Origin of the sequence: Reyranella sp., from assembly GCF_017305915.1 — a bacterium.
In the GTDB taxonomy this organism is placed as follows: Bacteria; Pseudomonadota; Alphaproteobacteria; order Reyranellales; family Reyranellaceae; genus Reyranella.
On sequence record NZ_JAFKJN010000008.1, the window covers coordinates 106,197 to 129,545 of the forward strand.

At 67.9% G+C, this 23,349-nt stretch carries 28 protein-coding genes; 8 read left to right on the forward strand and 20 right to left on the reverse strand.

From position 1 onward, the window contains the following. Positions 1-43: 43 nt before the first annotated feature. A complete protein-coding gene (locus J0J01_RS05485; protein WP_296379215.1) occupies positions 44-1,201 on the reverse strand; it encodes a serine hydrolase domain-containing protein in 1,158 nt (385 codons plus the stop codon). A gap of 162 nt (positions 1,202-1,363) precedes the next feature. Between J0J01_RS05485 and J0J01_RS05490 the strand changes: the two genes are divergently transcribed. Then, on the forward strand, positions 1,364-1,939 hold the full coding sequence (locus J0J01_RS05490; protein ID WP_296379217.1) for an HNH endonuclease: 576 nt from the start codon (positions 1,364-1,366) through the stop codon (positions 1,937-1,939). A 204-nt stretch (positions 1,940-2,143) separates the two neighbouring features. Here the strand turns inward: J0J01_RS05490 and J0J01_RS05495 are convergent, their stop codons facing one another. Genes J0J01_RS05495 through J0J01_RS05505 form a run of 3 tightly spaced genes read right to left on the reverse strand, consistent with a single transcriptional unit; the run spans position 2,144 to position 3,789 of the window. Next, positions 2,144-2,707 (reverse strand): demethoxyubiquinone hydroxylase family protein, encoded by a 564-nt coding sequence (locus J0J01_RS05495; protein ID WP_296379218.1) that lies wholly within the window; start codon positions 2,705-2,707, stop codon positions 2,144-2,146. Next, on the reverse strand, positions 2,704-3,204 hold the full coding sequence (locus J0J01_RS05500; protein ID WP_296379219.1) for a disulfide bond formation protein B: 501 nt from the start codon (positions 3,202-3,204) through the stop codon (positions 2,704-2,706). Before J0J01_RS05500 ends, J0J01_RS05495 begins: the two co-directional genes overlap by 4 nt. Before the next feature lie 6 nt (positions 3,205-3,210). Next, positions 3,211-3,789 carry a YqaA family protein gene (locus tag J0J01_RS05505; protein WP_296379221.1) on the reverse strand — a complete coding sequence of 193 codons (579 nt, stop codon included), beginning with the start codon at positions 3,787-3,789 and terminating at the stop codon, positions 3,211-3,213. An 85-nt stretch (positions 3,790-3,874) separates the two neighbouring features. On the opposite strand from J0J01_RS05505, the gene J0J01_RS05510 reads away from it, so the two are divergent. Next, the gene (locus J0J01_RS05510; RefSeq protein WP_296379222.1) at positions 3,875-4,075 is read left to right on the forward strand and encodes a BrnT family toxin; all 201 of its coding nucleotides are present in this window, start codon (positions 3,875-3,877) and stop codon (positions 4,073-4,075) included. A gap of 30 nt (positions 4,076-4,105) precedes the next feature. Then, entirely contained in the window at positions 4,106-4,486 is a 381-nt protein-coding gene (locus tag J0J01_RS05515) for a type II toxin-antitoxin system MqsA family antitoxin (RefSeq protein WP_296379223.1), read from the forward strand. A 1-nt stretch (position 4,487) separates the two neighbouring features. Here the strand turns inward: J0J01_RS05515 and J0J01_RS05520 are convergent, their stop codons facing one another. The 13 genes from J0J01_RS05520 to J0J01_RS05580 form a co-directional block, all read right to left on the reverse strand. Further along, positions 4,488-4,640, reverse strand: a complete 153-nt coding sequence (locus J0J01_RS05520; RefSeq protein WP_296379224.1) for a hypothetical protein — start codon at positions 4,638-4,640, stop codon at positions 4,488-4,490. Between the two features lie 13 nt (positions 4,641-4,653). Then, complete coding sequence (locus J0J01_RS05525; protein ID WP_296379225.1) at positions 4,654-5,655, reverse strand: nitronate monooxygenase family protein; 1,002 nt, start codon at positions 5,653-5,655, stop codon at positions 4,654-4,656. A 12-nt stretch (positions 5,656-5,667) separates the two neighbouring features. Next, complete coding sequence (locus J0J01_RS05530) at positions 5,668-6,333, reverse strand: glutathione S-transferase (RefSeq protein WP_296379226.1); 666 nt, start codon at positions 6,331-6,333, stop codon at positions 5,668-5,670. Next, positions 6,330-7,775: a carotenoid oxygenase family protein gene (locus tag J0J01_RS05535; protein WP_296379227.1), complete on the reverse strand. Its 1,446-nt coding sequence runs from the start codon at positions 7,773-7,775 to the stop codon at positions 6,330-6,332. Before J0J01_RS05535 ends, J0J01_RS05530 begins: the two co-directional genes overlap by 4 nt. Before the next feature lie 167 nt (positions 7,776-7,942). Beyond that, complete coding sequence (locus tag J0J01_RS05540) at positions 7,943-9,244, reverse strand: MFS transporter (protein ID WP_296379228.1); 1,302 nt, start codon at positions 9,242-9,244, stop codon at positions 7,943-7,945. Between the two features lie 31 nt (positions 9,245-9,275). Continuing rightward, positions 9,276-9,689 carry a hypothetical protein gene (locus tag J0J01_RS05545; protein WP_296379229.1) on the reverse strand — a complete coding sequence of 138 codons (414 nt, stop codon included), beginning with the start codon at positions 9,687-9,689 and terminating at the stop codon, positions 9,276-9,278. Further along, positions 9,679-10,389, reverse strand: coding sequence for an FAD:protein FMN transferase (locus J0J01_RS05550; protein WP_296379230.1), 711 nt, complete (start codon positions 10,387-10,389; stop codon positions 9,679-9,681). The genes J0J01_RS05545 and J0J01_RS05550 overlap by 11 nt, the downstream gene beginning before the upstream one ends. Beyond that, positions 10,370-10,903: an FMN-binding protein gene (locus J0J01_RS05555; RefSeq protein WP_296379231.1), complete on the reverse strand. Its 534-nt coding sequence runs from the start codon at positions 10,901-10,903 to the stop codon at positions 10,370-10,372. Before J0J01_RS05555 ends, J0J01_RS05550 begins: the two co-directional genes overlap by 20 nt. Before the next feature lie 9 nt (positions 10,904-10,912). Then, positions 10,913-12,469 carry a hypothetical protein gene (locus tag J0J01_RS05560; protein ID WP_296379232.1) on the reverse strand — a complete coding sequence of 519 codons (1,557 nt, stop codon included), beginning with the start codon at positions 12,467-12,469 and terminating at the stop codon, positions 10,913-10,915. A 136-nt stretch (positions 12,470-12,605) separates the two neighbouring features. Continuing rightward, the gene (locus J0J01_RS05565) at positions 12,606-12,788 is read right to left on the reverse strand and encodes a hemin uptake protein HemP (protein WP_296379233.1); all 183 of its coding nucleotides are present in this window, start codon (positions 12,786-12,788) and stop codon (positions 12,606-12,608) included. 128 nt (positions 12,789-12,916) lie between these two features. Further along, positions 12,917-14,140, reverse strand: a complete 1,224-nt coding sequence (locus tag J0J01_RS05570; RefSeq protein WP_296379234.1) for a serine hydrolase domain-containing protein — start codon at positions 14,138-14,140, stop codon at positions 12,917-12,919. Between the two features lie 29 nt (positions 14,141-14,169). Next, positions 14,170-14,844 (reverse strand): prolyl oligopeptidase family serine peptidase, encoded by a 675-nt coding sequence (locus tag J0J01_RS05575; protein WP_296379235.1) that lies wholly within the window; start codon positions 14,842-14,844, stop codon positions 14,170-14,172. 50 nt (positions 14,845-14,894) lie between these two features. After that, positions 14,895-15,536: a DNA-3-methyladenine glycosylase 2 family protein gene (locus tag J0J01_RS05580; RefSeq protein ID WP_296379236.1), complete on the reverse strand. Its 642-nt coding sequence runs from the start codon at positions 15,534-15,536 to the stop codon at positions 14,895-14,897. Between the two features lie 44 nt (positions 15,537-15,580). On the opposite strand from J0J01_RS05580, the gene J0J01_RS05585 reads away from it, so the two are divergent. Together J0J01_RS05585 and gluQRS are read left to right on the forward strand one after the other, a co-directional pair. Further along, positions 15,581-16,333 carry a hypothetical protein gene (locus J0J01_RS05585; RefSeq protein ID WP_296379237.1) on the forward strand — a complete coding sequence of 251 codons (753 nt, stop codon included), beginning with the start codon at positions 15,581-15,583 and terminating at the stop codon, positions 16,331-16,333. Between the two features lie 10 nt (positions 16,334-16,343). After that, positions 16,344-17,174, forward strand: a complete 831-nt coding sequence (gluQRS, locus tag J0J01_RS05590; RefSeq protein ID WP_296379238.1) for a tRNA glutamyl-Q(34) synthetase GluQRS — start codon at positions 16,344-16,346, stop codon at positions 17,172-17,174. Between the two features lie 21 nt (positions 17,175-17,195). Here the strand turns inward: gluQRS and J0J01_RS05595 are convergent, their stop codons facing one another. Continuing rightward, positions 17,196-18,992: an adenylate/guanylate cyclase domain-containing protein gene (locus J0J01_RS05595; RefSeq protein WP_296379239.1), complete on the reverse strand. Its 1,797-nt coding sequence runs from the start codon at positions 18,990-18,992 to the stop codon at positions 17,196-17,198. 150 nt (positions 18,993-19,142) lie between these two features. On the opposite strand from J0J01_RS05595, the gene J0J01_RS05600 reads away from it, so the two are divergent. Together J0J01_RS05600 and J0J01_RS05605 are read left to right on the forward strand one after the other, a co-directional pair. Then, positions 19,143-20,288, forward strand: a complete 1,146-nt coding sequence (locus J0J01_RS05600) for an SRPBCC family protein (protein ID WP_296379240.1) — start codon at positions 19,143-19,145, stop codon at positions 20,286-20,288. Beyond that, on the forward strand, positions 20,285-21,391 hold the full coding sequence (locus tag J0J01_RS05605; protein ID WP_296379242.1) for a 5-methyltetrahydropteroyltriglutamate--homocysteine S-methyltransferase: 1,107 nt from the start codon (positions 20,285-20,287) through the stop codon (positions 21,389-21,391). Before J0J01_RS05600 ends, J0J01_RS05605 begins: the two co-directional genes overlap by 4 nt. Positions 21,392-21,481: 90 nt before the next feature. Here J0J01_RS05605 and J0J01_RS05610 read toward each other — a convergent pair whose 3' ends face one another. Then, the gene (locus tag J0J01_RS05610; protein ID WP_296379243.1) at positions 21,482-22,171 is read right to left on the reverse strand and encodes an amino acid racemase; all 690 of its coding nucleotides are present in this window, start codon (positions 22,169-22,171) and stop codon (positions 21,482-21,484) included. Between the two features lie 127 nt (positions 22,172-22,298). On the opposite strand from J0J01_RS05610, the gene J0J01_RS05615 reads away from it, so the two are divergent. After that, positions 22,299-22,643: a hypothetical protein gene (locus tag J0J01_RS05615; protein ID WP_296379244.1), complete on the forward strand. Its 345-nt coding sequence runs from the start codon at positions 22,299-22,301 to the stop codon at positions 22,641-22,643. Between the two features lie 107 nt (positions 22,644-22,750). Here J0J01_RS05615 and J0J01_RS05620 read toward each other — a convergent pair whose 3' ends face one another. After that, the gene (locus J0J01_RS05620; protein WP_296379245.1) at positions 22,751-23,302 is read right to left on the reverse strand and encodes a hypothetical protein; all 552 of its coding nucleotides are present in this window, start codon (positions 23,300-23,302) and stop codon (positions 22,751-22,753) included. Positions 23,303-23,349: the final 47 nt, after the last annotated feature.

Genomic DNA, 23,349 nt, shown 5'->3' on the forward strand with positions numbered 1-23,349 from the left:
GCATGATTCTAGATCCCTCGCTGCGCTCGGGATGACACGGGAGCTACAGGATTGCCGAGTGGACGAAGTTCGCCACCAGGTCGAGGCGCTTGGAGTGCCAGGGATCGGGGATGCGGTTGTTGCTGAGGTAGGCGAACGACACGCCCGAATCGGGGTCGGCCCAGCAATAGGACGTGCCGACGCCGCCATGGCCGAACGCCCGCGGGCTGGCGAAGCCGCCGAGGCCGCGCACGTTCTCGGTCAGCCCACGCAGGTGCGGGCCGAGGCCGCGATGCATCGGCATGCCCATGAACTCGTCGACCCTATCGCCGGTGTGGTTGCGCACGGCGTATTGCAGCAGCCGCGGCGAGATGATGCGCGTGCCGCCGAGCTCGCCGCCGTTCAGCATCATCTGGTAGAGCGCCGCCATCGCCCGTGCCGACGCGTAGCCGCCGCCGCCCGGCACGCCGGCGCGGCGGAAGTCGGCGCCGTTGTTGTCGGCGAGCGGCTGGTGACCGGTGCCGTCGGATTTGGGCTGGTGCATGTCGGCGGCGCGGCCGAACTCGCTGTCGGGCAGGCCGACGAACAGCTCGCGGCCGAGGCCGAGCGGCTCGATCACGGTCTCGCGGATGACGTCGCGGAAGTCGCGGCCGGTCACCGCCTCGATCAGCACGGCGAGCGTCCAGTGCGCGGTCGCGCCGTGATAGTGAACCTTCGTGCCCGGCGTGAACTCGAGCGGGAAGTTGCACACCACCTCGCGCAGGCGCTTGTGGTCGGCCCAGGCGTCCGGCCCGACCACCGCGTTGGGGAAGCCGGCCTGATGGGTGATGGTCTGCAGCACCGTGATGTTGCCCTTGGCGTGCCTGGCGAACTCCGGCACGTGGTCGGCGATCCTGTCGGAGAAGCCGAACAGCCCGCGCTCGGCCAGCACCCATGTCGCCACCGCGGTCACGACCTTGGTATTCGAGTAGAGCAGCCACAGCGTGTCGTCAGCCGCGGCGCGCCTGGCGGGCTCGGTCACGGCATTGCCGAAGCTCTTGAACAGGGCGAGCTTGCCGTGGCGGGCCAGCGCGATCTGGCAGCCGGGGTAGCGGCCCTCGGCGATGTGCTTTTCGATCAATTCGAACAGCCGATTGATCTGATCCTTGCGGAATCCCGCCGAGTCGAGGTCGGTCGCGGGCAGGGGAAAATTTTGCGCGTCCGTGCGGATTGCGGTGTCCATGTGGCGTCTCCTCCGGCAACGATCATATTACCTCTGGGAGACACGTCGATGACGGCGTCGCCGACATATTGTGTTTCCGCAAAACCTTGCCACAATGCGCGCCGCCATGATGGATCGGATCGACTTTCCGAGTAGTCCCAGCCAACGGCGGCGGAGCTAGCCGTGACGCCCGGCCTTGAGTCCTGCCATGCGCTGGTCCTCAACGCCGACTTCCGGCCGTTGTCGTACTTCCCTCTGTCGATCTGGTCATGGCAGGACGCGGTCAAGGCGGTGTTCCTCGACCGGGTCAGCGTGATCTCCGAATACGACCGCATCATCCACAGCCCCAGCTTCGAGATGCGGCTGCCCAGCGTGATCGCCTTGAAGGAGTACGTCCCCGCGGCGCGGCGGCCGGCGTTCACGCGGTTCAACGTGTTCCTGCGCGACCACTTCGTCTGCCAGTACTGCAACGGCGACTTCGCGACCAACGAGCTGACCTTCGACCACGTCGTGCCGAAGTCGCGCGGCGGCCGGACGAGCTGGACCAACGTCGTGACCGCCTGCAGCCCGTGCAACCTGCTCAAGGGCAACCGGCTGCTGCGCGAGAGCGGCATGGCGATGAAGCGCTACCCGTCGGAGCCGACGACCATGGAGCTGCAGGAGAACGGCCGCGCCTTCCCGCCCGGCTACCTGCACGAAAGCTGGCGCGACTTCCTGTACTGGGACAGCGAGCTGGAGACGGATACGGATCAGCCTTAGAGCATATTCCGTTCGGCTGGAATCAGCCGAACGGAATATGCCTGCTGCAACAACAACGCCCGTGCGCGCATTTCCGGGCAGATGGAACCGCGAGCGGTTCCATCTGCCCGGAAATCGCTCTAGCGCGTTCATACGCGCTGGCGGGCGGCAGCGCCTTCTGAGGCGCGAGAGCCCGCACGCTTCAGAAAAGACGACGGTCCCGGATCAAATCCTCGTCGACAGCCAGATCGCGAGCCGCGAGCCCGCCTTGATCGCCGCCGTCAGCGCCGGGTAGCCGATCGCCTGCTCGGCGCCCGAGGCCAGCGCCTCGTCGCGATGGGCTATCTCGTCGGCGCGGAACTTCTCGACCGTGCTGCGCAACTCGGCCTCGTCGTCGCCCAGCTGGGCGGCCTGGCTGGCATAGTGCTCGTCGATCGTCTCCTCGATCGCCACGGTGCAGGCCATCGCGGCTTTGTCGCCCATCAGCGCCGTGACCGCGCCCAGCCCGAAGCCCGCCACGCTCCACAGCGGCGACAACAGGGTCGGCCGGACCCGGCGCTGGGTCATCATCTTGTCGAAGGCCGCGCGGTGCTCGCGCTCGGCGCGGGCCATGTTGGAGATCTTGCGGCCCGCGTCGCTGTTGCTGCGCCCGGTCCAGCGCAGCGCGGCGAGCTGGCCCTCGTAGATGCGCACGGCGCCGAACTCGCCGGCCTGGTCGACGCGGATCACCCGCTCGACGGTCTGGCGCGGGTCGGGGTCGCCGGGATTGCGCGGGTCGGCGGTTCTCATGCCTTTTCCCCCCGGATGTGGTTCAGCACGCTGATCGACAGCACGATCGCCAACGTGCCGGAGAGGATGGCGTTCCATCCCGCCATCGAGATATTCCACAGCTGCCAGGGGATCTCGTCGCAGCGGACCATGCGGGCGCTCATCAGCCACTTCTTCAGCTCCTCGGTCGAGAGGCCGGCGGGCACCCGGCCGGAGCAGGCCTGCGGGCCCTGCCACCAGTGCTGCTCGACGCCGGCATGGAAGATGCCGATGCCGGAGGTCGCGAACAGCGCCACGATCGCGCCCAGGGCGAAGACCAGCGCCACCCGGGGCTCGACCAGCAGGGGGGCGGTCAGCAGGCCGAACAGGATCGCCAGCATATGCGGATAGCGCTGCCACAGGCACATGTCGCACGGCGCCAGCCCGACCCCGTACTGGAAGTAATAGGCGCCGCCCAGCAGCAGGGCACTGCCGATGGCGGCTGCAAGTCCGAGGCGGGTGGCGTAGGGCAGGGACATGTCCGGCTACAGAAGGTAACGCACCACGACGAAGCCGCCGACCAGCGCGATCAGGAACGCCCAACTGACGAGCGTGAAGCGCTCCTCGATGAAGGTCCGGATCGGCTCGCCGTACTTCCACAGCAAGGCTGCCACGAGGAAGAAGCGGACGCCACGCGTCACGATCGACGCCCACACGAACGTGAAAAGGTCAAAATGCGCGGCACCTGAAGCGATCGTCACCAGCTTGTAGGGGATCGGCGTCAGGCCCTTGATCAGGATGATCCAGATGCCCCATTCGGCGAAGCCCTCGCGGAACTTCTCCAGCCCGGCCTGCAGCCCGTAGGTCTTCACCACCCAGGCGCCAATCGTCTCGAAGAAGTAGAAGCCGATGGCGTAGCCCAGCAGCCCGCCCAGCACCGAGGTCACGGTGCACACCGCCGCGATGGTGAAGGCCTTCTTGCGGTTGGCCAGCACCATCGGGATCAGCATCACATCCGGCGGGATGGGAAAGAACGAGCTTTCGGCGAAAGACACCACGCCCATGAAGGGGATGGCGAAGCGGTGCTGCGCGAGCCGCATCACCCAATCGTAAAGTCGACGCATGCGGGGTGATGACTAGCAGGGGGCCAGGGGGCTTGGAAAGGTCCGAGGCATTGCCATATATACGGCGCTGACGTATAGTACCCCTGTGCTGTTCGAATGGGACGAAGCCAAGAGCGACGCCAACTACGAATTGCGCGGCTTCGATTTCGGCTACGCGTCTCTGGTCTTTGGCGATCCGTTCCGCATCGAATGGCGAGACAGACGGCGAGCCTCGACACCAGACGATCGTCGAGATCGACGGTTTGACCTACTTCGTCGTCTACACGCGACGTCGCAACAGAAATAAGAATCATATCGGCGCGAAGGGCAGAACGGGATGAAGACCGGACGTATCGTGAAGGCACGGATTGACACCAGCGGGCGCCTGATCAGCGAAGGCCGTGTCCTGCAGCCTCGTGTCGACAAGTCGCGGCTGAACAGCCCGGCTGCGTTCGCGCCCGATGATGACGCGCCGATCCTGACGGCCCGGCAATTGGCCTCGTTCCGCCGGGTCAATCCGCCGAAAGCGGTCGACCCTTCGCGCGTTCGCAAGCGGCTGAAGATGTCCCAGGCAGCTTTTGCGCACGTCTTCGGCGTTAGCGTCCGCACCGTTCAGGAGTGGGAGCAGCACCGACGCAAGCCGGCAGGCGCCGCGCGGACCTTGCTGCAGGTGATCGACCGCGAACCGGAGGCCGTCAGGCGCGCGATCGGCCTTTAGATCAACGTTTGTCGCGGTCGCGGCTGAACATCGGCTGGCCGGCGTTCGGCGGCGGCGTCGGCGCGCCGGGCCGCGTGTCCTTGCGATAGAGCCGGTACGCGAAGCCGCCGGCGGCCAGCAGGGCGGCCACCGCGAGGATCTCGTAGAGGGACACCTGCTCGGCCGCCCTATTCAGCCGCCTGGGCGAGGCGGGTCGGCACGGTCTCGCCGGCGAAAAGCGCGGCGCGCGCGGCGTCGTACTCGGCCTTGAGGCGGCCGACGATCTCGGCGGCGGGCGGGGCGTCGTGGATCTGGCCGACGCCCTGGCCGGCGCCCCAGATGTCGCGCCAGGCCTTGGCCTTGCTGTTGCCGCCCGAGCCGAAGTTCATCTTGCTCTTGTCGGCCACCGGCAGGTCGTCGGGATCGAGGCCGGAGGCGGCGATGCTCTTCTTCAGGTAGTTGCCGTGCACGCCGGTGAAGAGGTTAGTGTAGACGATTTCCTCGCCCGAAGAGTCGATGATGCACTGCTTGTTGGCGTCGGTGGCGTTGGCTTCCTTGGCCGCGATGAAGCGCGTGCCGAGATAGGCGAGATCGGCGCCCAGCGCCTGCGCCGCCAGTACGCTGGCGCCGTTGGCGATCGAGCCCGAAAGCAGCAGGCAGCCGTCGTAGAACTGTCGCACCTCGGGCACCAATGCGAACGGCGACAGTGCACCGGCATGGCCGCCGGCGCCGGCGCAGACCAGGATCAAGCCGTCGACGCCCGCCTGCAGCGCGCGCTTGGCGTGCTTCACGTTGGTCACGTCATGGAACACCAGGCAGCCGTAGCGCTTGGCCGACGTCACCACGTCGTCGGGCGCGCGCAGCGAGGTGATCTGGATCGGCACCTTGTACTTCTCGCAGAGCTCGACATCGTGGCCGAGCCGGTCGTTGGAGCTGTGCACGATCTGGTTGACCGCGAACGGCGCCACCTTCTTCGTCGGGTTCTTGTCCTTGTACTCGCCGAGCTCGGAGGTGATGCGCTTCAGCCACTCCTCGAGCACTTCCTTGGGGCGCGCGTTCAGCGCCGGGAAGGAGCCGACGATGCCCGCCTTGCACTGCTCGATCACCAGGTCGGGATTGGAGACGATGAAGAGGGGCGCACCGACGACCGGGATCGAAAGCGAGTCACGCAACAAAGCGGGAAGAGCCATGTGTCCTTATTCCTATTTCATCAGTTCGTAGGGCCCGCCCTTCTCGAGGGCGCGCTTGTAGGCCGGCCGCGCATGGATGCGGTCGAGGAAGGCGGCGAGCTTGGGCATCTGCCGCACGATCGGCGCACGCGCCGACGCGGCTTCCAGCGGGAAGCTCATCTGGATGTCGGCGGCGGTGAACTCCGGTCCGGCGAACCACTGGCGCTTGGCGAGCTCGCCTTCGAGGAACATGAAGTGGGCGCCGATCTGCGGATCGAGCAGCGTCTTGTTGGCGCCGTTGGCGATCGCCTTGCCGACCGGCCGCATGAAGAACGGCAGGCGGCCGGGGATGCGGTTGAAGATCAGCTTCATCAGCAGAAGCGGCATCAACGAGCCTTCGGCGTAGTGCAGGAAGTAGGTGTAGTGGATGCGCTCCGGCGTGCCGGCGGCGGGCTTGAGCTTGCTGCCGCCGTAGGTGTCGACCAGGTACTCCAGGATCGCGCCCGATTCGGCGAGCGTCCTGTCGCCGTCGGTGATCACCGGCGACTTGCCGAGCGGATGGACGGCGCGAAGCGCGGCCGGCGCCTGCATGGTGGGCTCGCGCTGGTAGTGCCTGACCTCGTAGGGCAGGTCGAGCTCCTCGAGCATCCACAGGATGCGCTGGGAGCGCGAGTTGTTGAGGTGGTGGACGGTGATCACGGCGCGAGACTACCCGGCCGCCAGTTGCCGTGGAAGCCGGCCGGCACCCGGCTCGTGAGGTGCGCCAAGGCGATCGGGCCGCGGCCGATGTCGGTAGCCTCGAAGATCGCCAGGTCCGAGCGCTTTTCCTCGCCGCGATAGAGCACGCTCAGCAGCCAGCCGTCGCCCTCGGCCGCGTCATCGGATCGCGGAACGAAGATCGGCTCGCCGAAGCGGTCGTCCTCGCCGGCGATGAAGGCGGTGCTCTTGCCGGTCTTGAGGTCGTAGTGGACCAGCCCGTCGTGGCGCGGGTCGCCGACCTTGGGATCGGTGACGTCGCCGCCGACGATCCAGCCGTGGCGGTAGTCGCTCATGCAGAAGCGCTCGTCGAAGCGCGGGAACTCGCCCGAGCGGTCGTCGAGCTGCTCCTCCTTCATGGTGTTGCCCTTGCCGGTGAGATCGAAGGTCCAGCGGTGCAGCTTGGCGAACGGCAGCTGCTTGCTGGGCGGCGAGCCGTCGGGCAGCGGGAACAAGGGCGCCACCTCGAACTTCATGACGTCGACCACGATCTTGCCGTCGGCCGTCTCGTAATGGTTCATGGGATGGAACACGTAGCAGGGCGGCGCGCTGACCCACTTTACGTCGGCGACGGTGCCGTTGCGCGGGATGAAGGCGATGTGCGTGCCCTTGTCCGGCTCCCAGGCGAACGGCGGCTTGCCGCTCATCGCGCGCTCCATCGACGAGGTCAGCGGGAAGATCGGCAGCACGATCCAGTTCCGCGTCACCGCGAAGTCGTGGATCATCGAGGGGTACGGGCCTTCGAGGATCTCGGCGCGGGTGATACGGCCGTCCTTGTCCACGGTCTGCAGGCTGATCTCCCTGCTGAAGCGGCCCTTGGCCGAATAGCCGAAGAAGATCATCTCGCCGGTCAGCGGATCGATCTTGGGATGGGCGGTGAACGGCCCGACGAGCTTGTTGCCGTAGGTCTCGTAGCCGCCGTCCGGGCCGACCGGCATCAGGGTCGCGGGATCGAGCGAGAAGGGCGCGTGCGCCTCCTCGAGCGCCAGCAGGCGGCCGCCGTGCCAGACGATGTTGGTGTTGGCGATCGTCGAGTTGAGCGCCATCACGCGCGGGTCGGTGTAGCGCGGGTTGCCGAAGGTGCCCGAGAGGCCTTCGCCCTCCTGGTTCTCCAGCACCCACTTCGGCGTGCGCACCCAGCGGTTCTTGTAGGAGACGTTGCCGTTCTCGACATGGAAGGCGTGGATCATGCCGTCGCCGCCGAACCAGTGGTACGGCCCGCGCGGCGCGAATTGCGGGTTCGGGCCGTTGCGGTAGAGCGTGCCGGTGAGCGCCGCCGGCACCTCGCCGGTGACGTGCAGATGGGCGGCATCCGCCTCGGTGTTGACCGGCGCGTAGTAGGGGCTGGTCAGGAACGGATTGTCGGAAGGGAACGCCTTGGCCATCGGAGCCTCCGTTTAGGGAAACGGTGTGTATCTATCCAGACGCTATCAATACACGGCGTTTCCCGCAAGGGGGATTTCTTATGCTGGGGGCGCGTCACTTCAGTGACGCGTCATGGGGGTGCAGCCAGAAGATCGCGCCCCTGGAGTGGCGCGCCCTCAGCGCAAGATTATTCGCCCGGCGCCGGCACCGGGTCGGCGCTGCCGCGGCGCTCCTTGCGTTCGTGGCGGCGGCACAGGACATGGCCGACGATGCCGATGCCGAAGATCAGCACGCCGCAAGCGAGCTGGGTGGCGACGGCGCCCATCGCGTCGAAGAACCACGTCGCGACGATGCTCGAGATCAGCATGGCGCCGGCCATCACCACCAGCCGGAAGCGGAAGACGCGGGCGATGTCGTGGCCGTGGAACACCGTCTGCATGCGGGTGATCATCGGCACGAAGAAGAACGGGCCGCCGAGCCCGCCCAGCAGGCCGCCGATCATCATCGCCGGCAGCAGCACCTCGCCCGGCAGCAGCCACACCGAGACGGCGAGCCAGGAGAAGCCGGTGCCCATCGCGACGTAGCCCAGGAACATGGTCGACAGAGGGTTCCGGAAGCGCACGCTCGCGGCGATGATGTTGCCGGTGACGTCGCCCACGCCGTAGGCGCCCATCACCAGCGCGTAGGCCGAGAGATCGCCGAAGCCGAGGAAGGTCGGCTTGTACTCGGTGACGATCAGCGCGATGGCGAGGCTCAGCGCCACCATCCAGGGGCCGTTCATCAGCGCGTTGGTCAGCAGCACCGCGCCGGTCACCGGCTCCGACAGCATCAGCCGCATGCCCGCGGTCAGCGCCTCCCAGGCGCCCTTCAGCCCGGGCTTCATGCGCACCGGATCGGCCAGGCCGTCCTCGAGCCGCGTCTGCGCCGCCCGGATCGCCGCGCCCGAGACCAGGAAGCCGAGTGCCGTCGCCGTGAGGAAGTGGATCACCGGCATGAAGAGATGCAGCAGCGCCGCCACCATCGGGCCGATCAGGCGGGCGATGCGGTAGGTCGCGTCGAACAGGCCGTTGATCGCCTGCTGGCCGTCGCGGTCGCGCACCAGCGTCGGGATGGTCGACTGCAGCGCCGGCGAGAACACCATGCGCAGCGAGGCCAGCCCGACCGAGGCGACGATCAGCAGGGTGATCGACAGGCCCGAGACGTAGTAGCCGATCACCGGCAGCAGGCAGAAGGCGGCGCTCCACCAGCGCGACACCAGCATCGCCCGCACCGGCCGCCAGCGATCGAACAGCACGCCGCCGAACAGGCCGGCGACCAGCATGGCGACGTACTGCACGCCGGTGACCAGCCCGACCATGTTGCCGGCGACCTCGACGGCGAGCCAGACGCTCGCCACCCGGAACAGGTCCTCGCCGACGGTCGAGGTGCAGAGGCCGGACCACACGACCAACACGGCGCGGTCCTTCAGGGGCCGGAAGACAGGCAACATGAACGGCCGATTGTACGGCGATCGCGCCGTCCTACCAATCGTCGTCGTCGAGAGCCCGACGGGAGCGGATGCCTAGCGAAATGTGAACGAGAAGGATCAACGGCAGCGCCAGGCCCGCGACCAGGTGCACGAGAGACGCGAGGTCTCGCAATGTCTCCTGCCCGGCGTAGTAGAGAGCGAAGGCCGTGGTCACGAGCACGGCCAGTGAGCAGGCGACGATCACGCCGCTCGATCGGTTGCGCCGCCGCGACCAGCTCGCACGCGCGTGCAGCACGGCGACGGCACCGAGCGCCAGCAGCGACAGCATGGCGGCAAGCCCGTGCAGCGCGAGCAGCGTGGGCCGCGCCGCAGCGCCTTCATCCAGCCACCACCAGACCGCGCCGGTCGCGAACAGCGTCGCCAGCGTGGCGTAGAGCAGCCGGCGCAGCCAGGGCTCAATCCGCAAGCGCCACCATCCGGCCGTCGCGGAACAGCACGGCGACGGCGCCCATCTCGCGCAGCAGCGGCACCGCCGCCTCGCCCGATACGCCGACGACCTTGGTGAGCGCGTCGGCGATCATGCAGCTCGGCGCGCGCACGCTGGCGCCGCTGCACGCGCTTGCAGGCTTGCGCGTCATCGGGTCGAGCGGGCGGGCGCTCGAAGCGAAGGCGGTGTTGCCGAGCCGCACGATGGCGGCCAGCCGCCCCGGCTCGGCCGGATCGCGCACGCCGACCGGGATCTCACGGTCGCCAAACACGGCGAGATCGCCGCCGGCGTTGACGATGCCCCGCGCGACGCCCGCCGACCGCAGCGTCTCTATCGCGCGGTCGACCGCGAAGCCCTTGGCGATGCCGCTGAGATCGATGCCGGCCCCGCCGCAGGCCGCGTCGAAGGCCCCGCCGGAACGGGCACGAAGATCCGTTGCCGCGGCCAGCACCCGTTGCGTCCAGGGATGCAGCCCGCCCGCCGCCGCGCCGCGATTGTGCCGGCTGAGCTCGCTGTCCGGCTCCTGGAAGCTCATCAGGCGATGGACGGTGGCGACGGCGTCGAAGCTCCGGTCGATCGCGTCGTCCAGAGCGGCGCGGTCGGCGCCCCAGGCCGTGATCTCGACCAGGGTGCCGAGCAGCGGCCGCGCGCGGCAGGCTTCAACGCAGCAGGAGGTCATGGATCGCCAGCACGCGCTTGACGCCCTCGGTGACGTGGCGCGAGGACAGCGTGGCACCCGAGATGATGGTGATGTCGCGGCCCGGCGCCAGCGAAGCACCGCCGCCCTTGCCGGCGAACTGCGCCAGCCAGTCGCGGTTGGCGATCTCGCCGCCGTAGGATTCGCGATATTGCAGGATCTCGATCCGCCCGACCTTGCCCGACGCGTCGAGCGCCACGGCGTAGTCGATCACCTCGTGCTTGCCGATCACGTAGTCGACGATGAAGAAGCCGAGCAGCCGCCCGCCCGCTTGCGCCCGCCACACCTGCTCGCCGCGTGTGCGCACCTTCTGGCCGGAGGCGCGCTCGATGGCGGCGACGTCGGCCGGCGTGAAGACGATGTGCGCCTCGACGAACTCGCTCGCCGCCGGGAAGCAGAGCCGCTGCGCCTGCTCGACCGACAGATACTGGGTCGCCTGCGCCGGCACAGCCACGACGATCGAGGCGAGCGGCAGCAGCCACGATGACCGGCTCATGCGCCGGCCTCAGAAGTGGAAGCCGATGCCGCCCAGGAACAAGTCCGACATCGCGCCGGTCGGGGAGCCATCGATCACCTTCTGCCAGTTGGCCTTGAGCACGAGCTGCGGCGTGGGGAACACCGCGACGCCCACCGTATGATACTGCTGCTGGCCCGCGCCAGTCGGCGTGTTGGCGTCGGTGCCGGCGAAGCCCGCGGTCTGCTTGTTCATGTAGGAGTAGCGGTAGAACGGCACCGCTTCCCAGTCGCCGCCCAGCATGTGCCCGAGCGGGAAGTGATAGGCGACCTCGCCGGAGAGGCCCCACATGGTGCTGCCGACGTTGTTGGTGGGATCGCTGTCGTTGTTGGCGCGCAGCGCCGCCGGATTGCCGAACGACACCAGCACGCCCTCGCCGCGGAACTCCCAGCCGGTGTGCGGCGGGCGGTAGCGGAACTCGGTGTCGAACAGGGCGAGGCTCGACGTGCCGAGCAGGTTGCCGTTGTCGTCGTGCGCGCCGCGCGGCACGACGTTGTTGCTCCAGTAGACGCTGGTGCTGCCGGCGAAGCCCGGCAGGAAGGCCGGCTCGTAGCCCAGGCGCAGCGTCCATGCCAGCTCGTTGCTGAGCTGGCGGTAGTCGCCGCGCGGCGCCCGGGCGGCATTGAGGCCGCTGATCCCGTTGATGCCGCCGGCATAGGCGCCCGAGGCGACGTGGTTGCCGTCGGTGCGGTTGTCGAAGCTGTCGCCGAAATCCTCGAGCGTGCTCGAGACCTGGATCTGGTAGTCGAGCCCGTCGATGATGCGGCCGTAGACGCTGGCTGCGGGCGTCGCCCAGGTCGTCGGCACCAGGCCGTTGTTGCGGCCGTTGACCAGCTCCGGCCGGTTGACGCTGTAGAACTGCGTCGGCTCGTGGTGCTGGTTGATATAGCCCACCGGCACCAGGTCGATGCCGGGCGAGCGGATGTTGAGCCACTTCGCCACCAGGAAGTCGACATAGACCTGCTCGATCTCGGCGGTGCCGTGCAGCTTGTCGTCGTTGTCGAAGCCCGCGCCCGCATGCTCGAATTCGATCTCGGCGTTGAAGATGATGCTGTCGGTGAACCTGTAGGAGGGCAGCAGCACGATCCGCGCCGCGTCGAAGCCGGTCTGCCACTGGCCGCCCGCGCTCGGATTCTGCTGCGTGCCGAACTTCAGCTCGCCATACATGCCGATCTTCAGTCCCTCGATCGGCGAGGGAGCGAGGCCGAACAGGTCCTTGTTGGCCGGCTTGGCCTCGGCGGCCTGGACGGGAGGCGGCGTGATGGCGGGACCGGGTGCGGCCGGCGGCTCGGCGACGGAGGCTGTGGTGGACCGGGCGACGGGTTGGACCGTCGCCGTCTGGGCCGCGGCGGGACGCGCCTGGGCTGGAGCCGGCGGGCGCTGCGCCTGCGTCTGTTGTTGCTGCTTCTGCACCTGGGCCTCGAGCGACTTCAGGCGTTGCTCCAGCAGCTTGATCTGCTGCAGCAGCTCCTCGGTCGAGGGCTGGGCCTGGGCGGAGGCCCGGCCGCTGCCCAGACCGAGCGCGGACAGAACGGCGATTGTGGACACGACAAGTCGTTGTTGGTTGGCGCGCATTGGCAGCCTCGCAGCAGATTCCGGGTGGGAGTCGGAGGACTGGCTGGCTGCCCGCTCGAACGATCGGTGCGGGTTGGCTGGCTGAGGAGGACGCGGACACGCCGCGCTGTCACTTGGTCAGGAGCAACTTCCCGGCGGAGGTGATGCGCAGTCGGTACTCTTCCAGGCCGTGCTGGAGCACGATCTCCCGCCGGCCGCCCATCAGCCGATCGGTCGAGATGCGCAGGGGCCGCACGCGCACGGCAAGGGGCGGCTGCGGCTGAGAGGCGCCTTCGGCGGTCGTCGATGTCATTGGGCTAGCGAGTTGATGGGCCATTCCGCCGAATTAATACTCAGTCGCAACTCGGCCGCAAGTCTTTGTTCTAATTAATCTTTTCACATCTACTGCTGCACATGAACTGCGATTCCGAAGCGCAGGATTCAGCGGCTCCACACCCCGCCGTCCTTGTTCTTGTAGCCGAGCGAGAGGTAGGTGGCGTCGACCAGCGCCTGGCCGCGGTCGTTGAGCAGCAGGCCGGGGCCCATCCGGTTCATGGTGTAGCCGAACGACATCCCGGCGGCCGGATCGGCGAAGCCCAGCGAGCCGCCGGCGCCGACATGGCCGAAGGCGGCGCTGCTCATGATCACGCTGTCGATGTCCGGCCCGAAGATCTGCGCGCCCACGCTGCGCCGGCGGTTGTCCATCGACTTCATGAAGCCCGGCGCGAAGCGCGTCGGGATGCGGAGCGTGGCGTCGTCGTGCGTCGCCATCGAGACCTCGCCCATGCGCGCCAGCGTCTTCGCATCGACCAGCTTGCCGCCACCTTGCGCCAGCGGGGCGTACATGCCCGCGAGCCCGCGCGCGTTGGTGATGCCGTTGGCCGCGCCGATCTCGGCGGCATGGCCGTCGCGGCTGTTGGCGCCGCCGGTGCGCCAGGCGCCGACATTGAAGAAGAACAGCGACGCCGGCGACGTCGGGACTTTGGCGAGGTCGATCATGAACGGCGTCTTCGCCTCGCCCGCCCTGTAGACGTACGGGATCATCGGCGCGACGCGCGGCTCGATCGCCTCGGGCAGGCCTATCCAGAAGTCGAGGCCGAGCGGCTTGGCGATCTCGTCCTGGAAGAAGGTGCCGAGCGACTTGCCCGAGGCGCGCCGCACCATCTCGCCGACCGTCCAGCCGAAGGTGAAGCCGTGATAGCCGTTGCGTGTGCCCGGCACCCAGAACGGCTCTTCCGCGGCCAGCCGTTCGGTCATGTAGTCCCATTCGTAGGGACCTGAGTCCTTCACCTTGTCGCGCAGCGCCGGCACGCCGGCCGAATGGTCGAGCATCATGCGCGTGGTCACGCGCTCCTTGCCGTGCTGGCCGAACTCCGGCCACAGCTCGACGACCGGCGCGTCGATGTCGAGCGTGCCGCGGCTCGCCAGCACGTGGGCGCACAGCGCGGTCGCGCCCTTGGTGCAGGAGAAGACGATGCCGACCGTGTCCTTCGTCCACGGCGTGTCGGTCTTGGGATCGGCCGCGCCGCCCCACAGGTCGACGACGGTCTTGCCGCCGACCGTGACGCACAGCGAGGCGCCGACCTCGCCGCGCTCGCCGAAATTGCGCTCGAAGGCTTCGGCGACACGTTCGAAGCCGCGCGCGGCGGTGCCGTCGATCTTCATCGCCTAATGGTTTCCCTTATTGGTTTCCCTTATTGGTTTCCCTGGGGCATCGGCAGCTTGAACGCCTCGAGCAGGAAGCGCGCGGCGTGGCTCAGCCCCGTCTGGTCGATGCCGTGGCCGACGCCCTGGGCGATGTGCATGCGGGTCGGCACGCCGTGCTGGCGCAGCACCTCGGCGGCGCGCTCGGTCATCATCGGCGGGATCATCTCGTCGCTGTCGCCGTGCAGCAGCAGCACGGGCGGCCGCGACTTGATCTCCTTGCCGAGCGCCTCGGGCGCCGCGAGCAGGCCGGAGAAGCCGATGATGCCCGCGAGCGGCTTCTCGCGGCGCAGGCCGACATGCAGCGACATCATGGTGCCCTGGCTGAAGCCGATCAGCACGGTCTTGCTCTCGTCGAGCCCATATTGCGCCATGGTGTCGTCGAGGAAGCTGTCGACGAACGGCGCCGCCGAGCGCACGCCTTCGGCGGTGATCTTCGGATCGAGCCGCGAGATGCCGAACCACTGATAGCCGAACGGATTGCCCTCGCAAGGGTACGGCGCGTTGGGCGCGTGGAACACGACGTCCGGCATCAAGGGCGCCAGCACCGGTGCCAGCCCGATCAGGTCGTTGCCGTCGGCGCCATAGCCGTGCAGCAGGACCACGAGATGGCCGGGCTTGCCGCCGCCGTGCGGCCCGTGGCTCGGTCCCTCCAGCTTTTTCATGGCTGAGTCTTTCTCCTCTCCCCCTGGCGGGGGAGAGGAATATGAGCGGCTCATTCCTTCTTGCTCCAGTCGGGCATGTTGCGGCGATAGTGCCAGAGCAGCAGCGCCGCCGCACTGCGCCACGGCCGCCACGCTTCGGCGATTTTGAGAAGCCGCTTTGCGTCCGGCCGCTTGCGCAATTTCTTCAGGTGCTGCGCGGCGATCACCAGGCCGAGATCGAGGCCCGGCATGATGTCGGGCCGGCCGTGCGCGAACATCAGGTAGATCTCGGCGGTCCACGGCCCGATGCCCTTGGCCTGGGTCAGCATGGCGATCGCCGCCGTGTCGTCGAGCTCGGCAAGCCTGGCGAAATCGATGCGGCCCTCGACGATGTCGGAGGCGAGCGCGCGGCCGTACTTCATCTTGGCGTTGGAAAGGCCGACGCCGCGGAGCTGCTCGTCGGTGAGCCGCAGGAACTCGGCCGGGTCCCCGGTCGGCAGCAGCGCCTCGAGCCTGAGCCAGATCGAGCGCGCGGCATGCACCGAGACCTGCTGGCCGACGATCGAGCGCATCAGGCCGCCGAAACCCGACGGCACGACGCGCAGCTCCGGGTGCCCGACCTCCTTGATCGCCCGCGCGAAGTCGGGATCGACCTTGGCGAGGTGCCGCATCGCCTTCCTGAGATTGGCCGAGTCGAGGACGATTTGTGCCATGGCTCCGCATAGCATGCCGCGCGACGGGACTGTAAGTTCCGCGCATGTTCAGCGATTCACAGCAGGCGATGCTCGATCGCGTGCTCGCCGCCGTCGCCCGGGACGTCCGGGTCGATGCGCTGCTCGGCATGGGCTCGCGGGTGACCGGCGGCTGGGACGCGCAGTCCGATTTCGATTTCGTCGTGGTCGAGGCGGCGCCGGTGGCCGACCGCCGGGCCTTCGCCGAGGCGATCGGACCGCTGCTGACCGGCTTCACCGGCGAGCATGTCGGCGAGCCGAAGCTGCTGATCTGCCTCTACGGCCCGCCGCTGCTGCATGTCGATTACAAGTTCGTGCCGCGCGCCGAGCCGGCGCAGCTCGGCGAGCGGCCGAAGGTGCTGTGGGCGCGCGATCCGGCGGCCATCGAGGCGTGGCTGTCGACGGCCCGTTTCGGCCAGGCGCCGCGCGAGCCGCAATGGTTCGAGGACCGCGTCTGGCTGTGGCTGCACTACGGTGCCTCGAAATGGGCGCGCGGCGAATACTTCGAGGCGATCAGCACGCTCGACTTCCTGCGCAGCATGGTGCTGGGGCCGATGATGCAGCTCCAGGCCGGCCGGCCGATGCGCGGCCAGCGCCGGCTCGAGACGCTGGCCGGCGCGCGCGAAAGACTGCTGCCGACCCTGGCCGGCTACGACGCGGCAGCAATCCGGCAGGCCTTCGTCGAGGCGGCCGCCATCTATGTCGAGCTGCGCGCCGCCGATCCGCCGCCGCGGCCGGTGCCGCGGATGCCTCAGGCGCTGCTCGATTTCCTGCAATGACCCCGAAGCCATGACAGTCGTCACGCGCTTCGCCCCCAGCCCGACCGGCGAGCTGCATCTCGGCCACGCCTATTCGGCGCGCATCGCCTGGCAGCGCGCGCGCGAGGCCGGCGGCCGCTTCCTGCTGCGCATCGAGGACATCGACATCCGCCGCAGCCGCCGCGAGTTCGAGGCGGCGATTCTCGAGGATCTGCGCTGGCTCGGGCTCGACTGGGACGGCGAGGTGCGGCGGCAGTCCGAGCATTTCGCCGACTACGGCCGCGCGCTCGACGCGCTCGATGCAAGCGGCCTGATCTATCCCTGCTTCTGCACCCGCGCCGACATCGCCGCTGCAACCGACGCACCGCACGCCTCGCTCCAGGGGCCGGACGGCCCGCTCTATCCCGGGACCTGCCGCCACCTGCCGCGCGAGGAGCGCCGGTCGCGGCTGGCGGTGGGCGAGGAGCATTGCCTGCGCCTCGACGCGGCGAAGGCGGCGGGCGAGGCCGGGCCGTACCACTTCCTCGACGAGGCGCGCGGGCGGATCGAGGGGCAACCGATGCTGTTCGGCGACGTCGTGCTGGCGCGCAAGGACACGCCGACCAGCTACCACCTCGCGGTCACGGTCGACGACCATCTGCAGGGCGTGACCCTGGTGACGCGCGGCGAGGACCTGCTGCCCTCGACCCATGTCCACGGACTGCTGCAGCGGCTCTTGGGCTACGAGACGCCGCGCTACGCCCACCACCGGCTGATGACCGACGCCCAGGGCCGCCGCTTCGCCAAGCGCGACAGGTCCCTGACGCTGCGCGCACTGCGCGAAAGCGGCAAGACGCCAGGCGACATTTTCAGCCTTCTGTGAGGGCCCGGTCGGTTCGCGGCCTCAATCAGGCACGCCGAGCCGCCGCAGTTCGTTTTGGTAAGCTGCCAGATGTTCTTGTCGACGAACCGCCATCCGCTCTCGCACATTCGATGTCCGCAGTGTTGCATCGAGCACGCGCAAGCGGGTGGCCAGGTCCCGGGCTTCTGCCAACCGGCCGCATGAAGCGGCGCTCGCAGCGGCGACGATCACACCGGGGATCCAGTTCGGCTTGCTCGATACGGCTCGCCGCGCCCATTCCCAGGCTTCGTCGCGGCGGCCAAGGGCAAGGAGCGCCTGGGCGGCGGCGGCTTGCATGTGGCCGATCAGGGGATCAAGCGGACTGAGACGCATTGCTCGCATCTCGTGATCCAGTGCCAGCGCTGCCTCTCCGAGGCGGAGCCTGGCGAGCCCACTGAAGTGCCACGCCGCGGCCATGTTCGGATCGAGAAGGAGAGCTTGATCTATGAGCGCCGCTCCGTTTTCGATCTCTTCCGCGAGGATTGCCAGCGCGACACCCGCCGCCGAGAGAGCCACTGCGTCATCCCTGCCCAGCGCCGCCGCCCGCCGGGCGAGACGGCTGCCTTCACGGCGCTCCGCCGCATCGTCGGCCATCCAGCCGTTCACTTGCCGACGGGTGTAGGCGCGCGCGGCAAGGCCGAAGGCTGCGGCGAAATTGGGATCCAGGTTCATGGCGTGCCCAAAATGCGCCAAGGCCTCCGCATTCGACTCCTGGGTATCCTGATGCAGGCTGGCGACGCCACGCAGGAGATAGTCGTAGGCGCTCAGGTTCTCGGTCGGCTTGCGGCTGGAGCGCTCGATCTCCGCCCGTTGCAGCTTGGGCCCGATTGCCCCCACGACACTGGCGGCGACACGGTCCTGAAGGTCGAAGACATCGGCAAGGGTGCCGTCGAAACGATCCGCCCAGAGGTGCGCTCCGGTGGATGCATCGATCAGCTGGCCGGTTATGCGTATGCGGTCGCCGCCTTTTCTCACGCTTCCTTCGAGCACGTACTGCACGCCGAGCTCGCGGCCGACCTGTTTGATGTCCACGGCGCGGCCCTTGTAGGTGAAGCTGGAATTGCGTGCGATGACGAAAAGCCAGTGGATGCGGGACATGGCGGTGATGATCTCCTCGACCATGCCATCGGCGAAATACTCCTGCTCCGGATCGCCGCTCATGTTCTGGAACGGCAGGACCGCGATCGACGGCTTGTCCGGCAAGGCGAGTGCCGGCCGCGATCCCGTTGCCGACGGCGGCGCACCGGACCCATCCTTCGGCACGGTCCAGTCGGCGGTATTCCATTCGGCCTTGAACGTCCGCACCGGGCGCTCGATGTTCTTGAGCGTCAATGCACCGAGATCATGCAGAGAAACCTTCAGCCGGCCTTCCACCGCCTCGTGGACTGTGCGCGATACCAGGATCCCACCCGGCGCGGCCTCCGCCTCGAGCCTTGCCGCGATGTTGACGCCGTCGCCGTAGAGGTCGTCGCCCTCGACGATCAGATCGCCGAGGTGAAGTCCGATCCGGAAAACGATTCGCGCATTCTCGGGCTGATCCTGATTGGCGTCCGACACGGCCTGCTGAAACTCGATGGCAGCCCTGAGCGCATCCACGGCGCTGCCGAACTCGGCCAGCACGCCATCTCCGGTCAGCTTGACCAACCGACCACTATTTCGCGCCAGCGTCGGCTCCAGGTGCTCCCTGCGATGCATCTTGAGACGGGCAAGCGTACCGCTCTCGTCACGGCCCATGAGCCTGGAGTAGCCGACGACGTCGGCTGCAAGGATCGCGGCCAGCTTGCGTTGCTCACGCGCCACTTTTGCGTCCCTCGAACATCGGCAAAGGGATGGTAGAAGGCGCAGGCGGCTAGAGCAAACGGCACGGAAATGCCGCGCGGCTTGGCCAAGCCGCTCCATCGCCGTCGTCTCCCTCTGGCGGCGGGGGGCAATGCGGCCTAACTTCAGGCCATGGACAGACAAGAAGAGCTGGCCGTCGGGAGGCGGCTGTTCGGCCATATCGACGGCCGCACCACCGACCTCGCGGACGCGCTGTTCCGCAACCGGACGATCAACTACTCCTGCCGCGAGCGGGCGGCGGTGGAGCGCGACCGGCTGTTCCGCGCGCTGCCGATCTTCATGGGCCTGTCGACGCGGCTGCCCAAGCCCGGCGACTTCCTCACCGAGGACGTGGCCGGCATGCCCGTGCTGATGACGCGCGGCGCCGACGGGCAGGTGCGGGCCTTCGCCAACATCTGCCGCCATCGCGGCGCGCCGGTCGCGACCGGCTGCGGCAATGCCCGCGCCTTCGTCTGCCCCTATCACGGCTGGACCTACGATTCGGCAGGCAAGCTGCTCGGCACCACCGACAAGGTCGGCTTCGAGGGCCTCGATCACGGCGCGCACGGGCTGGTGCCGCTGCCCGCCGCCGAGAAGCACGGCATGCTCTACATCCGTGCGCAGCCGGGCGGCGAGCCGATCGACATCGATGCGGTCCTGGGGGCGATCGCGCCTGACATGGCGGCGCTTCGGCTCGACAGCCATCCGCTCTATTCGACCGACAAGGTGACGCCGCGCATCAACTGGAAGTTCGCGATCGACACCTTCCTCGAGGGCTATCACATCCCGCACCTGCACCGGAAAACCATCGCGCCGTACTTCGTCGGCAATTGCGGGGTGTTCAAGAGCGGCGGGCTGAACGGGCGGCTCAGCGTGCCGAAGACCACGATCGAATCGCAGCGCACCATGGCCGAGGACACGCGCGACTACCGCCGCCACGTGGTGTCGATCTACCAGCTCTTCCCCAACGCGCTGCTGATCTGGCAGCTCGATCATGTCGAGATCTGGCGCGCCTTCCCCGATAGAGACGATCCCAGCCGCTGCGAGGTCGAGATGACGATCTACAGGCCGGCCGAATCGACCCGACCCGATTCCTACTGGGAGAAGAACCGCGACATCGCCATCCGCACCGTGATGGAGGAGGACTTCCCGCTCGGTGAGCGCATGCAGATCGGCTTCGAGTCGGGCGCGACCGAGGAGGTGATCTACGGCCGCAACGAGCCGTTGCTCGTCCACTTCCACCGCTCGATCCGCAACGCCCTGGGAGTCCGCGCGTGAGCCAACGCACCAAGCCGCCGTTCCGTGCCGATCAGGTCGGCAGCCTCTTGCGGTCCGCGCCGGTCAAGCAGGCGCGCACCCAGCGGCTGGCCGGCGAGATCACGCCGGCCGATCTGAAGGCCGTCGAGGATGCCGAGATCCGCAAGCTCGTCGCGAAGCAGGAATCGATCGGCCTGCAGGCGGTGACCGACGGCGAGTTCCGCCGCTCGTGGTGGCACTACGATTTCCTCAAGCACCTCGACGGCGTCGAGCTGGTGAGCGTGGCGCAAGGCCTACAGTTCAAGGGCACCGAGACCAAGGCCGAGGGCCTGCACGTGCACGGCAAGATCGATTTCTCAGCCTCGCATCCGATGATCGAGCACTTCAAGTTCCTGAAGTCGGTCGCCACGGCGGTGCCGAAGATGACCATCCCGTCGCCGACCGCGCTGCATTTCCGCGGCGGACGGAAGGCGATCGACAAATCGGTCTATCCCGAGATGGAGCCGTTCTACGAGGACCTCGGCAAAGCCTACACCAAGGCGGTGCGGGCGTTCGCCGAGGCAGGCTGCACCTACCTGCAGCTCGACGAGGTGTTCGTCGCCTATCTGTGCGACGACAACCAGCGCCAGATGCTGCGCGATCGCGGCGACGATCCCGACAAGCTGCTCTACGTCTATCGCGACCTGGTGAACGCCGCGGTCGCGGGCCGTACGCCCGGCATGACCATCAGCATGCATCTCTGCCGCGGCAACTTCCGCTCGACCTGGATGGCGCAGGGCGGCTACGAGCGGGTGGCCGACATCCTGCTCAACCAGATGAACGTCGATGCCTATTTCATGGAGTACGACACCGACCGCGCCGGCGGCTTCGAGCCGCTGCGCTTCCTGCCGAAGGGCAAGCAGGTCGTGCTGGGCATCATGACGTCGAAGACCGGCGCGCTGGAGAGCAAGGACCAGCTTAAGCGCCGTATCGACGAGGCGGCGAAGTTCACGGACCTCGACCAGCTCTGCCTGTCGCCGCAATGCGGCTTCGCCTCGACCGAGGAGGGCAACCTGCTGGCCGAGGACGAGCAGTGGGCCAAGCTCTCCCGCTGCGTCGAGGTCGCGCGCGACGTCTGGAGCTGACAGCAAAACTGTCGTCCTGAGGGTAGCGAAGGATCTCATGCCGGTTGCGAACGGCGATGAGGTCCTTCGCTGCGCTCAGGACGACAGAATTCAGGCCGCCTTCTTTACTCCGGCGATCGCGCGCTTCAGCGCCGCGCGGGCCAGCAGCCGGGTCGAATCGAGCGTCGGCAGCGGCGAGTTCCGGTCGTTCATGATCAGCGGGATCTCGGTGCAGCTCAAGGCGACGGCGTCGCAGCCTTCGCCCTTCAACCGGCCGATGACTTTTTGGAAGTACGCGACCTGCTCGGGCTTGACGACGCCGCGCACCAGCTCGTCCATGATGATGCGGTTGATCTCCTCGCGCTCGTCCATCGTCGGGCGGACGTAGTCGGCGGGGTAGACCGGGCTGCCGACCAGCCACTTGGTGCCGGTCAGCGCGACTTTCCGGAAGCCTCGCGCGCGGGCCTCGTCGGCGACGCAGTGGGCGATGTGCAGCCACGGCAGCGGCGAACGCGCCTCGATGAAGGGCAGCGCCTGGTGGATGGTGTTGTCGGGGCAGATCACGAAGTCGGCGCCGACCCGCGCGAGCTTCTCGGCCGAAGTCAGCATCATCTCGGCCACCGCCGGCCAGTCGCCGCGATAGATGTGGTCCATGTATTGCCCGAGCGAGGGCGTGTGGACGGTGACCTCGGGATGGTCGTGGGTGCCGAGCAGCGCCGGCGCCTCGGTGCAGATGGTGCGGTAGCACAGCGCCGCGCCCTCGGCCGAGCAGGCGGCGATGCCGATGTGAAGGGGAGCCATCAGGGAAGCCATCTGGGTAGTGTGGCTGGCTGCACTGCCTGCGTCACCTTGCATTTCCGCCGCAATTAAGCGCGCCGGCGCTTGCCCTGCGAGGGTGCACGCCGTAAGCAGATTGCGGGAGTGTGGGATGTTTCACAGGTATTTCCCGACCTATGAGGTCGAGGAACCGGAATCGAACGCGATTCGAAGTCTCGATGGCAGCTCGTACGTGGTGGCCGGGCTGTTCGGCTGCTTCTATGTGCTGGTCAAGGGGTTCGTCGGCCGCTTCTTCCTGGCGCTGGCGGTCGACCTCGTCGGCATCGCCGGGGCGGCCTTCGTGGTGCTGGCGATGGTCAACTACCTCGGCGGCGCTGACGCCTACATCGCCATGCTCATGGTGCTGCTCGGGCTGTGCGTCGTGCGCTCGGTGCCGATGATCGCCATCGTCAAGGACGGCTACCGCCGGCGCGGCTGGACGGTGATGCGCGTCTGAAGGCGCGCAGCAACTTCGACTCGTCGCGACACGTTGCTTCGGGGCAACGACATCGCGAGGAGGCTGGGATGGCCGACGTCACCAGGCGCGCCTCGCGATGACAGTCTTCATTTCCCTTCCAGGGCGGCGTTGAGCCACACCTGCACGGTGTTGGTCTCGAGGAAGCGCTGCGCGGCCCTGGCGACCGCGTCGTCGTCGACCTTGCCGACGACGACGGCGACGATGAGGTCGCAGTTGAGCGACACCGCGATGCCCTGGGCCAACCGCTCGCGGCCATCCTTCTTGATCCTGTAGAGACGCGCGCGGCCGGCGAGGTCGGTGATCTGGATGCGCTTGCCCTCGCGGACCGGCGTGAACTTGTCGTCGAGCAGGTCGATGTCGCTCTTGCCGTCGATCTCGGAATCCTCGACCACGCCGGTGTCGCAGTTGCCGCAGAAGCCGAGCTTCGGCCGGACATAGACCTCGGTGCCGTCGCGCGTCCACGCCCGGCCGGCCGGGAAGGCGTCGCGTGGAAACGGCCAGGCGATGCGCCGCCAGCCAGTCGCCTCCTCGTCGCGGTCGGGCTTGGGCCACCAGTTGGCGACCAGCGAGAACCCCGCCAGGCCGGCGATCAGCCCGCCGGCCAGCGAGGTCTGCACGATGGTGCGGCGGGAGATCATGGCTGGGAGCGCGCGGACCCCCTCCCAACCCTCCCCCTCAGGGGGAG

Coding starts and splice junctions, on each gene's coding strand:
- J0J01_RS05500 (WP_296379219.1), bottom strand. CDS start 3,204: ATGTCCCTGCCCTACGCCACCCGCCTCGGACTTGCAGCCGCCATCGGC.
- J0J01_RS05600 (WP_296379240.1), top strand. CDS start 19,143: ATGGACAGACAAGAAGAGCTGGCCGTCGGGAGGCGGCTGTTCGGCCAT.
- J0J01_RS05515 (WP_296379223.1), top strand. CDS start 4,106: ATGAAGACCGGACGTATCGTGAAGGCACGGATTGACACCAGCGGGCGC.
- J0J01_RS05550 (WP_296379230.1), bottom strand. CDS start 10,389: ATGACCTCCTGCTGCGTTGAAGCCTGCCGCGCGCGGCCGCTGCTCGGC.
- J0J01_RS05570 (WP_296379234.1), bottom strand. CDS start 14,140: ATGAAGATCGACGGCACCGCCGCGCGCGGCTTCGAACGTGTCGCCGAA.
- J0J01_RS05615 (WP_296379244.1), top strand. CDS start 22,299: ATGTTTCACAGGTATTTCCCGACCTATGAGGTCGAGGAACCGGAATCG.
- J0J01_RS05485 (WP_296379215.1), bottom strand. CDS start 1,201: ATGGACACCGCAATCCGCACGGACGCGCAAAATTTTCCCCTGCCCGCG.
- J0J01_RS05540 (WP_296379228.1), bottom strand. CDS start 9,244: ATGTTGCCTGTCTTCCGGCCCCTGAAGGACCGCGCCGTGTTGGTCGTG.
- gluQRS (WP_296379238.1), top strand. CDS start 16,344: ATGACAGTCGTCACGCGCTTCGCCCCCAGCCCGACCGGCGAGCTGCAT.
- J0J01_RS05505 (WP_296379221.1), bottom strand. CDS start 3,789: ATGCGTCGACTTTACGATTGGGTGATGCGGCTCGCGCAGCACCGCTTC.
- J0J01_RS05555 (WP_296379231.1), bottom strand. CDS start 10,903: ATGAGCCGGTCATCGTGGCTGCTGCCGCTCGCCTCGATCGTCGTGGCT.
- J0J01_RS05495 (WP_296379218.1), bottom strand. CDS start 2,707: ATGAGAACCGCCGACCCGCGCAATCCCGGCGACCCCGACCCGCGCCAG.
- J0J01_RS05525 (WP_296379225.1), bottom strand. CDS start 5,655: ATGGCTCTTCCCGCTTTGTTGCGTGACTCGCTTTCGATCCCGGTCGTC.
- J0J01_RS05620 (WP_296379245.1), bottom strand. CDS start 23,302: ATGATCTCCCGCCGCACCATCGTGCAGACCTCGCTGGCCGGCGGGCTG.
- J0J01_RS05575 (WP_296379235.1), bottom strand. CDS start 14,844: ATGAAAAAGCTGGAGGGACCGAGCCACGGGCCGCACGGCGGCGGCAAG.
- J0J01_RS05610 (WP_296379243.1), bottom strand. CDS start 22,171: ATGGCTCCCCTTCACATCGGCATCGCCGCCTGCTCGGCCGAGGGCGCG.
- J0J01_RS05585 (WP_296379237.1), top strand. CDS start 15,581: ATGTTCAGCGATTCACAGCAGGCGATGCTCGATCGCGTGCTCGCCGCC.
- J0J01_RS05580 (WP_296379236.1), bottom strand. CDS start 15,536: ATGGCACAAATCGTCCTCGACTCGGCCAATCTCAGGAAGGCGATGCGG.
- J0J01_RS05535 (WP_296379227.1), bottom strand. CDS start 7,775: ATGGCCAAGGCGTTCCCTTCCGACAATCCGTTCCTGACCAGCCCCTAC.
- J0J01_RS05565 (WP_296379233.1), bottom strand. CDS start 12,788: ATGACATCGACGACCGCCGAAGGCGCCTCTCAGCCGCAGCCGCCCCTT.